This is a genomic window from Thermococcus onnurineus NA1 (assembly GCF_000018365.1).
Classification (GTDB): Archaea; Methanobacteriota_B; Thermococci; order Thermococcales; family Thermococcaceae; genus Thermococcus; species Thermococcus onnurineus.
In genome coordinates, this window is record NC_011529.1 from 754,403 (window position 1) to 768,350 (window position 13,948).

Below are 13,948 nucleotides of genomic sequence, written 5' to 3' on the forward strand. Positions count from 1 at the left end.
TTTTTCAATACCCCATTTAGCTTTTAGAAGCAGACGTGTGGGAGAGACCATGATGGGCGTCAACACATACACTACACTCATCAAATCATTGGACAGCAGGGCCTTCGAGCTTTTAGGGATAGCGATAGCTACATATTACCTAAGCGTGTTTATCTATGCCCTTCGATGGAAGATAGTACTTGGGGGAATGGGAAAAACCGTTCCGCTAACCGACCTCCTAAAGATAAACCTCTCTTCTATTTTTGTTAACAATATAACCCCTATGAGTCGCGGGGGCGGTGAAATTTTAAGGATTACGTGGATTTCAAAGAAGCACAGGGTACCTGTGGCCGTTTCAACTGCCAGCATACTGTACGAAAGGATCTCAGAGATAGTACCCATACTTATCCTGGTGGTGCTGGGTGTCTCGTACTTTGCAACCCACCTCATCCTCTTCGTTATGCTTCTGTCAGTGATCGTGGTCGTGATATGGTTCAAATGGGACAAGATAATCAGACTATCAATTAGAATCTTTAAAGTCAATTTAACGCAAGAGGATCTAGTCAGGATGCTTGAGCTCAGAAAGAAGCCGGCAGTAAACATACTCGCAATCGCCCTGAGCTCGATGGTGTGGTTTTTGGATGTTATGAGACTCAAGCTTATAGCAATGGCATTTGGGTGGAGTCCCCCGCTCACATTCCTCTCAGTTGTCTCATTGGCCAACCTGCTGTTTGGCCTGCTGGCCTTCACACCGGGAGGGATTGGTATAGTAGAGAGTGGGTTAATGGGGACTCTTACATACTTTGGGATTCCATCAACACTTGCCATCTCCGTAACCCTGCTCGAGAGATTCATTTCCTACGTATCAAGCACGGTGATAGGTTTTATTGCTCTGATGACATCTGGGGGTGTCGAAATATGGAAAGCCTTAAGATTGCATTAGTCTCTGACTGGTTCTTTCCAAGCGTTGGTGGAATAGAATATCACATCCACGACCTTGCCACACAGCTCACACACCTTGGACATGACGTCCATGTGATTACACGTTCTGGAACCTATCCCGATGAGAACCTCCCCTATGAAGTCCACCGATTTAAGGGCAGGATAACAATGAACAGCTTTCATGTAAGCATTGGAACGGAGATGATGAAACAGATAAACGAGCTATATAAAAAGGAGCACTTTGATATAACCCATGGACACAGCATATACTCCCCAATGGCCGTTGGAGTTGCTAATCTCTCTGCTGGGATACGAGGTGTTCCAAGCATAGTGACCGGCCACTCCCTTCTCGGTGACTCTATCTTGAACCCAGTATATATTGTGCTCCTGAGGTTCTCACTCCGCAAGGTTAGTTCATTCATAGCCGTTAGCAATGTAGTTGAAAAGGATATGCGTTCAATCCTCGGTAAAAGCCTGGGAAACAGGGAGATATACCTTATTCCAAATGGGATAGACATCGATTTCTGGAAGCCCTCAGAGGATAGGGAAGAGCAGAAGGAAACCCTTGGCTTGAGTGGGGTTGTAGTAATTACCACCTCACGCCTAACGAAGAGGAAAAGAATTCACGTGATCCCGGAAATTGCAAGGAGGATAAAAGAGGAGCATGGAAGGGGCGTAACGTTCCTGATAATTGGGGATGGGCCTGAAAAGAGCAATATCGAACGGCTCATCAGGGAATATGGTGTTGGAGACATTGTTAAACTTCTCGGAAGACAGCCAAGGGTAAAGGTGAGAGAATACCTGCAGGTAAGTGATGTATACCTCTCACCCACGGTATATGAGGCGTTTGGAATAGCCGCACTGGAAGCGTTGGCATGCGGCGTTCCGGTAGTTGCTAACAACCACGGGGGAATAAGCGAGATTGTAGAGCACGGGAGAACTGGTCTGGTTTCCAATAATGATCATGAACTGGTGCAGAATTTGATGTCGCTAATTACCAATGAAGAGAGGAGACAAGAAATGGGCAAAAATGCTCGAAAAAGTGTGGAAAACCACTTTAGCTGGGAAGCAGTAGTTCCCCAGATACTGAACGCCTATGAGAAGACTATGGATCAGGCAGATGAAGAGCCCTTCGCCCTTTACAAGCTCCACCAAATGCTCAAGAGAGGAATTACAAATGCTAGTGTCTTCAACCTTTGATGTGGAACAGAACTGTCCCCTTACTTGAGCACAACCCGGGGAATGGAGGAAGAACTTCCAAAGATTCTGGATTTGCTAGAGGAAATAAGGAGTTAGAGGAACTTCTTCTTTACCGCACAAATGGCAAAGGAATACCCCCACCTCGTGAAGCACGTGATTGATGAGGGTCATAAGCTAGGATGTCACAGCATATAATTATGAGCGCTTGGATGAGCTCCCAAAAGATAAAGCAAATAAGGTCATAAGAAAGTCCCTCATAGTGTTGAAGAATTTTGGGGAGGTGGTCTCGTTCAGAGCTCCAAATTTGCAGCTTTATGTTCCAATGAAAAAAGTATGTTTTGACTACTGCTTTAACACAGGGAAGAAAACCTAGATTCTTAAAAGGTTTACAGAACACTACAAAAAGGAAAATGCAGAATTTTATTAATGAGAGACTATCTGAGCTTTCGCAATCTCACATCTGATAGCGACGAAGGAAGTTCATATCACCTTCGGTAGATTGGTCCACATTAGGTATAGGGCCACAAGAATCACTACGGCTGCAAAAACCTGTCCCAGCTCCCTGCAGGAAAGCGATTTTGCTGTACGCACGCCGATGGCGTCTCCAATAAGCCCGCCCAGAACAAAGAGTACCACCACCACAAGGTCTATCGCCCTGCCCTGGAGCTCATAGCTCACAAAGCCCGCAAGTCCATTGAGAACGATTACAAAGAGAGACGTCCCAACGGCTCTGTGCATTTTAAGGCCTGCACCCATCGTCAGGGCAGGGACAAGCAGAAAGCCACCTCCGACCCCAAAGAATCCAGAGGCAAGCCCAACGAGAAAGCCAAGGCCAGCAACATTAATACGGCTAATTCTTTCCCATCTTTAACTTGTTGAACCTGGTTACTATTGTTTCTCACCATTTTAATCGCTATAGCTATCATCAAAACCGCGAACAGCGTCATCAAAAGGGGCCCTTCTACAGATTTGTTCATGTAGCTGCCAATATAAACTCCGGGAATGCTTGTGAGGGCCATTAGCGTTCCGGTTTTAAAGTCTACGTTTCCCTTTCTCCAGTGCATTAAGAATCCTATGATTGCGGTTATCCCTACGGCAACCAAGGAGGTGCCAACTGCAGTATGGGGATCAAGACCAACGAAATATACTAACAGGGGAACTGCAAGGACTGATCCACCGCTTCCTGTAAGGCCAAGCGACAGTCCAGAGAGGAACCCAGAGATTACAGAATCCACTAGATTCATACGATTTCCCCGAGTGATAAATTAAAGTGTGCCCTTTTAAAATTTCCCGCCGATCCCCAATTAAATGATGCCAGCCCCGTAGAGCACATGATATGCCTTGAGCAGCGCCTGCTGAACTTTTTTCGGCCCGAAGGTTCTAACGGCCCTTCCAAGGCCCTCGTTGTATATTCTGCGCAGTATGAAGTCAGTTTCGCGGCTTAGGTTGACCTTCTCCTTATTTTCAAGGTAGAGTCTCGCTATCTCCCCCGGTTCACGGTAATTGAGGCCCTTGAGCCACTTGAGAGGTATTCCGTCCTCGAAGCGCTTGATGACTTCAAAGCCTATTATCGTAACCTCGTCGTCACCGTAGAGCTCCCCGTAGATTTTGCTCAGCTCTCTGACGAGTTCCCTGACGTCGGAAAAGCCGTCAAGCCTAGCATCTTCGTTGGTGAGCTCCTTAACTTTCTTTTTCTCGACGCGGGTTATCCTGACCTTGGCTATGGCAGTATCGCTAGGCGTGATGACTAGGTAAATCTCGCTTCCAGGCTTGGCCTCGTAGTCCCCATACCTTATCGTTGTGACCTTGTCTCCCCTGAGAATCCTTGATTTGTAGGCGCTGTCAATCAGCATGAACTTCCTTATCTGCACGCTCTTTCTCTTCAAGGTTCAGCCCCCTGACGATCTCTAGAACTTCTCCCAATGACTTGATCGCGAAGTCCGCATACTCCAGATAGTCCAGCTCGCGGTTGGCGTACTTCCCATATTTAAACCATACTGTCCTCATGCCAACCTGCTTCGCCCCGTAGATGTCCGAGTACAGCCTGTCACCGACCATCAGCGCCTCGTGGGGCTCGACGTTGAACTTCCGCAGGGCCTTCTCAAATATCTTTCTGTGAGGCTTCTTAACGCCGAGATCGTTGGATATAAAGACCTCATCAAAATATTCATCGAGCTCGAGGCGGAGTATCTTTTCCCACTGTTTTATGGGGTCGCCGTCGGTAATCACCCCGAGGCCAAAGCCATCTTTCTTGAGCTCGAGGAGGACTTTTCTAGCGCCCTTGACGCTTTTGAGGTAGGCGAACTTGGTGTTGTGATACGCTATAACTCCTGCGGCTATCCACTTGGGGTTGTTCGGTAGGTCAAGCCTCCTCAGGAGGTAGTCGAAGTGCCTCCCAAAGTTGCTTCCGTACTCGTTTATGAGCTCGAGGAGCTCATGGTAAGCGGTTTCAAAATCAACGGGAAGCCCGTGGCGTACCATGTTCTCTATAGCGTTTTTCCTGGCCATCTCGGCGAGTTTGCTCGTGTCAACGAGCGTGTCGTCGAGGTCAAAGAACACGACTCTTATCATCTAGTCACCACCATCCCTACGCTTTTCTCCTATTTAATCCTTCCCAAGGCCGAGGAACGGGCCTTTCCTCTCACTCACCTGCCTCCTCGCCCACCTCATGGCCTGAAAGTACTCGTCCTCCTCCATAAGCTCGTTGAGCAAATCTTCGAGCTTCCAGGTAAGGGACGTTTCCGTCGTGGTGGCAAATATTACCCTCCCAAGGTCGAGGGAGCGGACTGCTTTTATTACCCCCTTCAGCGTCTCGTTGTCAACGTCATGCATTATCACGAACTTTCTGAGATGCCAGTAGCTCGAACCTCTCAGCTTTTCGGCTTTAGTAACTATCTCTCCAACGATCCAGCCCCGGCAATACTCGGGAACCTCAAGGACATCCAGGCCGTTTAGGACATCCATTATCTTTTCGACCTCATCCTCATTAAAGCCAATGAGGAGAACCTTTCCACCCATCATATCAGCCCCTTAATCCTCTTCATCAACTTTTCCATAGCCTCACCAGCCGGACAGCGCAGGAAGACGTCGGCTATGGGCGTGATCCCGCTTTCCTCAGGATTTACCTCAATGACTTTGCCCCCAGTTTCCCTGACGATCTGGGGGATGTAAGCTGCGGGATAGACAACACCGCTGGTACCAATCACTAGAACCAGGTCTGCCTTCTCCGCGAGCTTAAAGGCCTCGTCCAGGGCTTTCCTCGGCAGCGGCTCGCCAAACCACACCACGTCAGGCCTCAGAAGCGAATCGCAGTTTGGGCACTTTGGCAGGTCTTTTTGGACCAGGAACTCTTCCAAGCGACCATTCTCCTTGAGGTTTTCCTCATAGCCACAGGAAGTACACCTAACGCGAAAGATGTTGCCGTGGAGCTCGATGAGGTTTTTTGTGCCGGCCTCACGATGGAGGTCGTCAACATTCTGGGTTATCACAGCCTTCAAAATGCCCATCTCCTCGAGCTCAGCTAAAGCGTAATGAGCCCTGTTGGGTCTGGCTTTCATTATGAGCCCCATTCTCCACTTGTAGAAGCTCCAGACGAGGTGAGGGTCCTTCCTGAAGGCTTCTGGCGTTGCCAGCTCCTCCGGCCTGTGCTTCTTCCAGAGGCCGTTAAAGCCCCTGAAGGTTGGAACACCGCTCTCTGCGCTTATTCCAGCCCCGGTAAAGGCTATGGCAAACCTCGAGCGGGCGAGCAGTTTTGAGGCTTCCTCTATCATGATTATACTTACTCGGCTATCTTTAAAAATCATGCCTGACCTTGAGCCCTTTTCCCATCTACGCCGAATAATCTTTGAAGCAGGTTTCACATTTTCGTGCGAGCCTTTAAATTGTATCCATGAGTACATTTTACAGAGGTGAGAGAGATGCCCGTTACTGATGGAACCCCCCGGAGAAAAGTCACCACCTCACACGGGAGGTATTATGTGGGGAGACTAGCTGCAGGGAGACGTAAAAAGGTCACCCTCATCCAGAACCTAAGGAGAAGAAAAGCTACGGTAGCTTTGAGAACCTCCACGATAAAGGTCGAAAAGGCACGCATCACAAAGAACGAGGCCCTGGCAATACTCGTGGGAACACAGATAGGGGCAGGGGTGCTTGGACTTCCCTATGCAGCCTCAAAGGTTGGCCTGATCCCAGCACTGGGCGTTCTCTTAGGAGTGATGCTTCTGATGCTGGCGACGGCATTCATAGTGCTGAAGTTCTCCGCCGAGATGGGCGGAGCACAGATGAGCACCATAGCCAACAGAACCCTCGGAAAGGCAGGAGGCTGGCTCATGTACATCAGCATATTCATAATGAGCTTCGGCGCGCTCCTCGCTTACATAGCGGGAATGGGCAGCGTCTTCTCCAGCCTCTTCGGTATAAGCGACACGCTTGGAGCGCTCATATTCTGGGTTCTGGCATCGCTCGTAGTTTACCACGGACTCGAAGCCAGCGGAAAGACCGAGCTCATAATGAGTTACATAATGCTCGCCCTCTTCATCGGCGTTACCCTGATGCTCACCCCCCACGCAGAGCTCGAAAACGGCCTCTACACCGACCTCTCGGGAATACTCAGCATAACCGGCGTTGCCATCTTCGCCCTCGGCTGCCACACCATAATCCCCGACGTCTACAAGGGACTCGGAAGCTACGAAGAGACCAAGAAGGTCATTATCCTGGCGTTCCTCATTCCAACGGCCATTTACGCTGTCTTTATGGCAGCATTCCTTCTCGCCTTTGGAAAGAACACCCCGCAAATCGCCACTCAGGGGCTCGAGCTGCTCTATGGCCACGTTGGCAAGCTCGTAGGCAACCTAATTCCGTTGCTGGCCATAACCACGAGCTATATAGGCATCGCCCTAGCTCAGCAGAGCAACAACGCTGAGTTCATGAGACTCAAGAAGCCGATAGCATGGGGACTGACGGTTATACCGCCGGCTACACTCTACTTTGCAGGGGTCAAGAACTTCGCCGATGTGCTGGCCTTCGCCGGCGACACCGGTGATTTCCTGGCGTTCATAGTGCTGCCGATTCTTATTTACCTTGCCAGCAAGCTCAGGAAGTAATCCTTTGCTTTTTTCTATCCTTTTTCGAAAGGATTCCCGGCTACCAGCCGGAATGGAAAAGAAAGCACATGAATAAGCCTTCAATTCTGCGGTAAGATTTATATTCCCCCCGTTCAAATCCTCATCGAGGTGTTTCCCATGGAGAACGGCTACAAAACCTACAGAGACAAGGTTATTGAGTATCTGGAGGCCCACGAGAAGTGGAGGAGCTCAACCATAAACCTGATTGCGAGTGAGAACGTAACCTCCCCAAGCGTCAACCGCGCCGTTTCTAGCGGCTTCATGCACAAGTACGCCGAGGGCTGGCCCAGACAGAGGTATTATCAGGGCTGTAAGTACGTTGATGAGGTCGAGCTCATCGGTGTTGACCTCTTCTGCAAGCTCTTTGGAAGCGACTTTGCTGACCTCAGACCTATATCCGGAACCAACGCCAACCAGGCAGTTTTCTTCGGTCTCACCCAGCCGGGAGACAAGGCTATCGTTCTGCACACCTCCCATGGTGGCCACATAAGCCACATGCCCTTCGGAGCCGCTGGAATGAGGGGCCTTGAAGTCCACACCTGGCCCTTTGACAACGAGGAGTTCAACATCGACGTTGACAAGGCCGCTCAGCTCATTCGTGAGCTCGAGCCAAGAATAGTCGTCTTCGGTGGTTCGCTCTTCCCGTTCCCACACCCGGTCAAGGAACTTGCTCCGGTGGCTAAGGAAGTCGGTGCTTACGTCATGTACGACGCAGCCCACGTGCTCGGTCTCATTGCCGGAAAGCAGTTCCAGAACCCACTCAGGGAGGGCGTTGACATCATGACCGCCTCGACCCACAAGACCTTCCCAGGACCGCAGGGCGGTATAATCCTCTACAAGAACTTCGGTGATGACGTCGCCAAGCTCCAGTGGGCCATCTTCCCGGGTGTCCTCAGCAACCACCACCTCCATCACATGGCCGGAAAGGTCATCACCGCTGCGGAGATGCTCGAGTTTGGTGAGAGGTACGCGGCCCAGATTGTCAAGAACGCCAAGGCCCTCGCCGAGGCCCTCGCCGAGGAGGGCTTCAAGGTCATCGGCGAGGACAAGGACTACACCGAGAGCCACCAGGTCATTGTCGATGTTAGCGATCTCCACGAGGCCGCCGGCGGATGGGCCGCTCCGCTGCTCGAGGAGGCAGGAATTATCCTCAACAAGAACCTCCTGCCGTGGGACCCGCTCGAGAAAGTTAACACCCCGAGCGGACTCAGGATAGGCGTTCAGGAGATGACCCGCGTTGGAATGCTCGAGGACAATATGAAGGACATCGCCGTCTTTATGAGGCGGGTCCTAATCGACAAGGAGGATCCGAAGAAGGTCGAGAAGGAAGTTGCCGAGTACAGGAAGGAGTACCAGAAGGTCTACTACTCCTTTGACCACGGCCTCCCAATGAAGGAATAATTTTCCTTATTTTTTCAATTTCGCAAGTTAGTAATCAAGATTTCTCCAGGGCGGTTTTGGGGCCTATCCACCAAATCTACCGTAATGCTAGATTATATCCAAACTTAACGTTTTTTCATCATATTTTATCGCAGAAAAAGTTATAAACTCGCTTTTCCAGTAAATTAAAGTGATGTCTGGCCTTTGTGTTTAATTCATTCGTAGAATATGGCTGGACATCGTGAACATTACGTAATCCACTTTAAATAAGTGGCTCAAATAAGGGGCTAAAATTAGACGAATAAAGCCACAGAGTTCAAACTGGACATTGACTTTGAATAAGTCCTGCTTCCCTTCCATCTCTGCTAAAATAAAGAAGCTCAAATAACCTCCAACTGATCACTTCAATCTCTTTTGAAGCTTTGGCAACCGTTAAAAACCTGAAAGTTGACACTTCTCCGGTGGTTCACATGAAAAAGGCAGTCCCTGTGCTACTGATACTATTAATAATTCCCATAGCCTATTTCATGGCTTCATCCCCCGCAGAAGGGGACAACGGCGGAACGGACGGTACTCCAGACGTCCCAGATGTCGTTCTGAAACTTGACAAGACGAGCTATGCTCCGGATGAGACTATGGTTCTGACAGTAATTAACAACGCTGACTCGGAAGCAACTACCGGCTATGCATTCCAGCTTTACAGACTTGAGAACGGCAACTGGAAAGAGGTAAAGCTGGACATAGCCTTTATTGAGATAGCAATCATCATTGAGCCCGGCAAGAGCTGGGAGCAAAGTATAGATCTGTCTAAGCTCAACCTCGAGCCTGGACATTACAAAATAGTCAAGAGCGTCTTCGTGGGCAACGTGACGGTAAAGCCCGAGGCCGAGTTCGACATCACCGGCTGGGGGTGGCAGAGTTGAGAAAGGGTCCCCTTGTCTCTCTCCTTATCCTTCTTCTCTGGGGTGCTACCGGTCCACACTTCATGATCAGCCTCGATAAGGAAGCTTACGCTCAGGAAGAACGGCCCGAGCTGACTGTAAGGAACATCGGACTTATGCCAATTGAACTTGGCCGGGGATACCTCCTCTACCGCTGGGATAACGGTAGCTGGGTTCGAGTTAGGACTGGACTGATTTTTACAGATGACCTCATAGTCCTCACACCTTTCCGCTCATGGAAGCAGCGGATAACCCTGAAATACCTGCCTGAAAACGAATCCATAGGAGACCCTCGTTTCTATCCTGACCTCCCTCCCGGGAGATACAAGGTCGTCAAGGAAATTTGCGGCTGGCCGCGGGGATGCGTGAACGCTAGCATGGAGTTTGAGATAGCGGACTAAATTCTTGGCAAAACTTTTTATCCCCCAACCACATACCTCACCCCCGGCTGTAGGGGTGAGAGAAAATGAAGTTCTGTCCAGAGTGCGGTAACCTTATGCTCCCGGATAGGAAGAGAAAGGTCTGGGTCTGCAGAAAGTGTGGTTATGAAGAGCCCTTCGACGAGGAGAAGGACAGGGAGAAGACAAGAATAACCCAGAAGGTCGAACATAAGCCCGACGAGGGAATAATAGTCGTTGAGCAGGATCTGGCAACCCTTCCAAAGGTCAAAATAACCTGTCCGAAGTGCGGCAACGACGAGGCCTACTGGTGGGAACTCCAGACGAGGGCCGGCGACGAGCCAAGCACGATATTCTACAAGTGCACCAAGTGTGGCCACGTATGGAGGTCCTACGAGTGAACGAGGAGGAGAAGCTTGAAGTTTTAAAGCGCCTCGCCGAAAAGGCTCTTAAGGAGCTTGAGGAGGCCTATAAAAGACTGCCCGATACAGATAACGGAAAAGCTTATTTATTCCGGGGGAAAGAAAGAGTTAGGCTGATGCTCAATATACTGAAGGAGGGATAAAAATGCCGTTCGAGATAGTTTTTGATGGTGCCAAAGATTTCGCCGATCTTATAGCCACCGCAAGCAACCTGATTGACGAGGCGGCTTTCAAGATAACCGAGGAAGGAATAAGCATGCGCGCCATGGACCCGAGCAGGGTCGTTCTCATCGATCTTAACCTCCCGGAGAGCATATTCTCCAAGTATGAGGTCGAGGAAGAGGAGACAGTTGGAATCAACATGGACCACTTCAAGAAGATACTCAAGCGCGGCAAGAACAAGGACACCCTCATCCTCAGGAAAGGCGACGAGAACTTCCTCGAGATCACCTTCGAGGGAACCGCCAAGAGAACTTTTAGGTTGCCACTTATCGAGGTTGAGGAACTCGAGCTCGACCTTCCGGAGCTTCCGTTCACAGCAAAGGTCGTTGTTCTCGGAGAGGTTCTCAAGGAGGCCGTTAAGGACGCCTCCCTCGTCAGCGACGCCCTCAAGTTCATAGCAAGGGAGAACGAGTTCATCATGAAGGCAGAGGGCGAGACCAACGAGGTTGAGATAAAGCTCACCCTTGAGGACGAGGGCCTGCTCGACCTCGAGGTTGAGGAGGAGACCAAGAGTGCATACGGAATCAGCTACCTCGCCGATATGATAAAAGGTATCGGAAAGGCCGACGAGGTCATCATAAGGTTCGGCAACGAGATGCCCCTCCAGATGGAGTACCCGATAAGGGACGAGGGTAAGTTGATATTCCTCCTCGCTCCGCGCGTCGAGGACTGATTTCTTTTCCTTCTCCATTTAGGCTGGTGAGAGCGTGGACATCGTTAAGCTCAGGGAACTGCTGGAGGGGGAGCTTTCATCTCCGGACCTCACAGAGCTCGACGAAGAGTTCTACAGGGAATTTGACAGTCTGATAAAAGCCCTTAAGCTCAGCGCTGAGAGCTCCCGCGAGAGGGGTGAGGACATCGAGGAGCGCCTTTACCTCGCCCAGCTCAATATCGCCGAGAAGTTAATGCGCGAAATAATCAAAATCAGGCTCCATAAAATCGTAGATCTGGCCGTTGAAGGAATACCTCAAGAGATGACAGCCGAGGAGAAGAGGATTTTCACCATTCTGAGGGCATTCATAGAGCGTGAGGAGATTCCGGTCGAGGTTCCAGCCGAAGCCGTTGAGGTTCCCGAGAGCATCCCCGCTGCAGAACCACTAGGGAAAACCATTTCCAGAGAGGCGTACATAATCAAGATCGACCTCCCCAAAATCCTCGACGCCGAGCTGAAAGAATACGGGCCGTTTAAAGCGGGCGATCTGGTGACGCTACCCCGGGAGATAGCCAAGGTTCTCATCGAGAGGGAAGCGGCAGAAAAAATCAAGATATCCCCGTGATGGTTATGCCGTTCTCCGCCTGCATGCGGGACTGCTACGACACCTGCTCGATGATAAGTGAGGTTAAGAACGGGCGCCTAGTTGTCAAAGGAAACCCCAGGCATCCAATAACGGAGGGGTTCCTTTGTCCAAAGGGCGCGCTTCTGCCCAAGTGGTTCCACGCGGAGGACAGGCTTAAGGTTCCGCTCATTAGAGCGGGCGAGAGAGGAAGTGGAAAATTCCGAGAGGCCAGCTGGGCGGAGGCCATCAACCTCGTCGCCCAAAAACTGAGGGAGACGATAGATGAGTACGGAAGCGAGAGCGTCCTCGTCTACCAGTACGCGGGGGATAGGGGCATCGTGAACTATGCCTTCCCGCTCAGGCTCTTCCACTACCTGAACACTGCGATGCTTGATTACGGAATTTGCGACCGGGCTGGCCAGGAGGCTTTGAGGGACGTCTATGGAACGGCAGTTGGGATGGATCCCGAGGAGCTAAAAAGGCAGAAGCTCATCGTGTACTGGGGAATCAACGCCTTCTGGACTAACCTTCACGGCTTTATGCTGGCCAAAAAGCATAGCCTTGAAATCTGGACCGTCGACGTCGTCAGAACCGAGACAGCAAAGAGAAGCGACAAGTTCTTCCAGATAATGCCCGATACCGATGTCCTCTTCGCTCTAGCCGTTGCGAAGCTCATCATAGAGAATGAGCTCTATGATAAGGACTTCGTCCGCGAGAATGTTTATGGTTTTAAGGAATTCAAGAATTATGTAATTAAATTGGACCTTGACTTCGTGAAGCGCGAAACGGGTTTGAGCTGCGAAGAAATTGAGGAGTTTGCCTTCGACTTCGCTGAGAAAAAAGGTGTTATACACATCGGATACGGCTTCCAGAGGTCCTTGGGTGGTGGAGAGGCAGTGAGGGCCATCTCAATTCTCCCGGCCCTAGTCGGTCATCGCTTCGGCTTCATCTACGACATGAAAACGATAGACAAGAGCTATGCCGAAGGGGCTTTCCTGCGCACGAAGCCTGCAAAGAGAATCCCGCAGATGAAGCTTGCCGAATACATCGAGAAGGGCGAGATAAAGTTCCTCTACGTTTACAACTCCAATCCGCTGGCAAGTTTGCCGAATCAGAACAGGCTCAGGAGAGCCCTGATAGAAAACGATGTCTTTATTGTTACTCATGATATCTTCCTGACTGACACAGCCCTATTCTCTGACGTCGTCCTGCCGGCGAACACCTTCTTTGAGAGGCTCGACATAGTTGACTCCTACTATCACCGCCACGTCGCTCTAAACGAGCCAGTTGCAGAGCTTTACGGGAAATCCAACAGCGAGGTAACGAGGCTTTTGGCCAAAGCCCTTGGCATCGAGAACCCTCACCTCTACGAGAGCGACGAGGAGGTAATACAGAAGGTTCTGGAGATCAACAACCTAAGCTGGAAGGAGCTGAAAGCTAAGGGCTTCGTAAAGGTTCCAGAAAAGCCAAGGAAGTGGGAAACACCGAGTGGCAAAATCGAATTCTACTCTCGGAGGGCCACTGAGCGCGGTCTATCACCGTTTCCGGAATACAAGTCCCCACAGGGCAACTACCCACTCCGCCTGCTCAGTCCAACGCACAGGATGACGATAACGAGCCAGTACCACAACACCTACGGGATAATAGACCCAAGCCTCTATATGAACCCAGATGATGCTGAGGAGAGGGAAATCTGCGACGGAGACACCGTAGAGGTTTTCAACGACAATGGGAGGATCAAAACGACCGTGAAACTTAGTGATGACGTTCCTAAAGGCGTCGTCCTGCTCTATAAGGCCTTCTGGCCTTCTTTGCTCGGCTGGAACGTGAACTTTTTGACAAGCGATGAAACCGTCGAAAAATATGGCAACGGGTCTGCCTATCATTCAACCTGGGTTGATGTGAGAAAAGTCTGAGGTAAGATTATGCCTAGAATTTCCCCTTTCTGACAAGTTTCCTCAGCACTTTAATCACAAAATGGCAGTAAAATGAGTGTATTTTTTGCACGAACAACCCCGAGCTTATTAAGTTGATTGGATATTAGTCAAATTTGGTGCCGTTAGC

At 50.3% G+C, this 13,948-nt stretch carries 16 protein-coding genes and 1 pseudogene; 12 read left to right on the forward strand and 5 right to left on the reverse strand.

The features are described 5' to 3' along the window. Positions 1 to 49 precede the first annotated feature (49 nt). The 3 genes from TON_RS04175 to TON_RS10720 all read left to right on the forward strand — a co-directional run bounded on the left by TON_RS04175 (position 50) and on the right by TON_RS10720 (position 2,316). Complete coding sequence (locus tag TON_RS04175; protein ID WP_012571773.1) at positions 50 to 922, forward strand: lysylphosphatidylglycerol synthase transmembrane domain-containing protein; 873 nt, start codon at positions 50 to 52, stop codon at positions 920 to 922. Beyond that, complete coding sequence (locus tag TON_RS04180) at positions 898 to 2,121, forward strand: glycosyltransferase family 4 protein (RefSeq protein WP_012571774.1); 1,224 nt, start codon at positions 898 to 900, stop codon at positions 2,119 to 2,121. The genes TON_RS04175 and TON_RS04180 overlap by 25 nt, the downstream gene beginning before the upstream one ends. Before the next feature lie 120 nt (positions 2,122 to 2,241). Next, positions 2,242 to 2,316, forward strand: a complete 75-nt coding sequence (locus tag TON_RS10720) for a hypothetical protein (protein WP_337998372.1) — start codon at positions 2,242 to 2,244, stop codon at positions 2,314 to 2,316. Between the two features lie 285 nt (positions 2,317 to 2,601). Here the strand turns inward: TON_RS10720 and TON_RS10755 are convergent. From TON_RS10755 to cobB, 5 genes and pseudogenes are all read right to left on the reverse strand, one after another. After that, positions 2,602 to 3,365, reverse strand: a pseudogene (locus TON_RS10755) (sulfite exporter TauE/SafE family protein). 60 nt (positions 3,366 to 3,425) lie between these two features. Beyond that, the gene (locus TON_RS04190) at positions 3,426 to 4,007 is read right to left on the reverse strand and encodes an ASCH domain-containing protein (protein WP_012571776.1); all 582 of its coding nucleotides are present in this window, start codon (positions 4,005 to 4,007) and stop codon (positions 3,426 to 3,428) included. After that, positions 3,964 to 4,692, reverse strand: a complete 729-nt coding sequence (locus TON_RS04195; RefSeq protein WP_012571777.1) for a TIGR02253 family HAD-type hydrolase — start codon at positions 4,690 to 4,692, stop codon at positions 3,964 to 3,966. The genes TON_RS04190 and TON_RS04195 overlap by 44 nt, the downstream gene beginning before the upstream one ends. A gap of 33 nt (positions 4,693 to 4,725) precedes the next feature. Beyond that, positions 4,726 to 5,142: a DUF3783 domain-containing protein gene (locus TON_RS04200; RefSeq protein WP_012571778.1), complete on the reverse strand. Its 417-nt coding sequence runs from the start codon at positions 5,140 to 5,142 to the stop codon at positions 4,726 to 4,728. Continuing rightward, positions 5,139 to 5,891, reverse strand: coding sequence for an NAD-dependent protein deacetylase (cobB, locus tag TON_RS04205; protein ID WP_012571779.1), 753 nt, complete (start codon positions 5,889 to 5,891; stop codon positions 5,139 to 5,141). The genes TON_RS04200 and cobB overlap by 4 nt, the downstream gene beginning before the upstream one ends. Before the next feature lie 147 nt (positions 5,892 to 6,038). Between cobB and TON_RS04210 the strand changes: the two genes are divergently transcribed. From TON_RS04210 to TON_RS04250, 9 genes are all read left to right on the forward strand, one after another. Continuing rightward, positions 6,039 to 7,223, forward strand: a complete 1,185-nt coding sequence (locus TON_RS04210) for an aromatic amino acid transport family protein (RefSeq protein WP_012571780.1) — start codon at positions 6,039 to 6,041, stop codon at positions 7,221 to 7,223. A gap of 138 nt (positions 7,224 to 7,361) precedes the next feature. Beyond that, positions 7,362 to 8,645 (forward strand): serine hydroxymethyltransferase, encoded by a 1,284-nt coding sequence (gene glyA / locus TON_RS04215; protein ID WP_012571781.1) that lies wholly within the window; start codon positions 7,362 to 7,364, stop codon positions 8,643 to 8,645. Between the two features lie 449 nt (positions 8,646 to 9,094). Further along, on the forward strand, positions 9,095 to 9,547 hold the full coding sequence (locus TON_RS04220) for an immunoglobulin-like domain-containing protein (RefSeq protein ID WP_012571782.1): 453 nt from the start codon (positions 9,095 to 9,097) through the stop codon (positions 9,545 to 9,547). Beyond that, positions 9,535 to 9,966 (forward strand): immunoglobulin-like domain-containing protein, encoded by a 432-nt coding sequence (locus TON_RS04225; protein WP_394295137.1) that lies wholly within the window; start codon positions 9,535 to 9,537, stop codon positions 9,964 to 9,966. The genes TON_RS04220 and TON_RS04225 overlap by 13 nt, the downstream gene beginning before the upstream one ends. Before the next feature lie 65 nt (positions 9,967 to 10,031). Continuing rightward, on the forward strand, positions 10,032 to 10,364 hold the full coding sequence (locus TON_RS04230) for a transcription factor S (RefSeq protein WP_012571784.1): 333 nt from the start codon (positions 10,032 to 10,034) through the stop codon (positions 10,362 to 10,364). Beyond that, positions 10,346 to 10,528, forward strand: a complete 183-nt coding sequence (locus tag TON_RS04235; RefSeq protein ID WP_048055050.1) for a hypothetical protein — start codon at positions 10,346 to 10,348, stop codon at positions 10,526 to 10,528. The genes TON_RS04230 and TON_RS04235 overlap by 19 nt, the downstream gene beginning before the upstream one ends. A 2-nt stretch (positions 10,529 to 10,530) precedes the next feature. Then, positions 10,531 to 11,280, forward strand: a complete 750-nt coding sequence (locus TON_RS04240; RefSeq protein WP_012571786.1) for a DNA polymerase sliding clamp — start codon at positions 10,531 to 10,533, stop codon at positions 11,278 to 11,280. A 34-nt stretch (positions 11,281 to 11,314) separates the two neighbouring features. Then, positions 11,315 to 11,884, forward strand: a complete 570-nt coding sequence (locus TON_RS04245) for a DNA replication complex subunit Gins51 (protein WP_012571787.1) — start codon at positions 11,315 to 11,317, stop codon at positions 11,882 to 11,884. Positions 11,885 to 11,889: 5 nt separating this feature from the next. Next, a complete protein-coding gene (locus TON_RS04250; protein ID WP_012571788.1) occupies positions 11,890 to 13,800 on the forward strand; it encodes a molybdopterin-dependent oxidoreductase in 1,911 nt (636 codons plus the stop codon). Positions 13,801 to 13,948 lie beyond the last annotated feature (148 nt).

Excerpts from the sequence above, each read along its gene's own strand:
- TON_RS04175 (WP_012571773.1), top strand. The coding sequence starts at position 50 with ATGATGGGCGTCAACACATACACTACACTCATCAAATCATTGGACAGC.
- TON_RS04180 (WP_012571774.1), top strand. The coding sequence starts at position 898 with ATGGAAAGCCTTAAGATTGCATTAGTCTCTGACTGGTTCTTTCCAAGC.
- TON_RS04195 (WP_012571777.1), bottom strand. The coding sequence starts at position 4,692 with ATGATAAGAGTCGTGTTCTTTGACCTCGACGACACGCTCGTTGACACG.
- TON_RS04200 (WP_012571778.1), bottom strand. The coding sequence starts at position 5,142 with ATGATGGGTGGAAAGGTTCTCCTCATTGGCTTTAATGAGGATGAGGTC.
- cobB (WP_012571779.1), bottom strand. The coding sequence starts at position 5,891 with ATGATAGAGGAAGCCTCAAAACTGCTCGCCCGCTCGAGGTTTGCCATA.
- TON_RS04210 (WP_012571780.1), top strand. The coding sequence starts at position 6,039 with ATGCCCGTTACTGATGGAACCCCCCGGAGAAAAGTCACCACCTCACAC.
- glyA (WP_012571781.1), top strand. The coding sequence starts at position 7,362 with ATGGAGAACGGCTACAAAACCTACAGAGACAAGGTTATTGAGTATCTG.
- TON_RS04220 (WP_012571782.1), top strand. The coding sequence starts at position 9,095 with ATGAAAAAGGCAGTCCCTGTGCTACTGATACTATTAATAATTCCCATA.
- TON_RS04230 (WP_012571784.1), top strand. The coding sequence starts at position 10,032 with ATGAAGTTCTGTCCAGAGTGCGGTAACCTTATGCTCCCGGATAGGAAG.
- TON_RS04235 (WP_048055050.1), top strand. The coding sequence starts at position 10,346 with ATGGAGGTCCTACGAGTGAACGAGGAGGAGAAGCTTGAAGTTTTAAAG.
- TON_RS04240 (WP_012571786.1), top strand. The coding sequence starts at position 10,531 with ATGCCGTTCGAGATAGTTTTTGATGGTGCCAAAGATTTCGCCGATCTT.
- TON_RS04250 (WP_012571788.1), top strand. The coding sequence starts at position 11,890 with ATGCCGTTCTCCGCCTGCATGCGGGACTGCTACGACACCTGCTCGATG.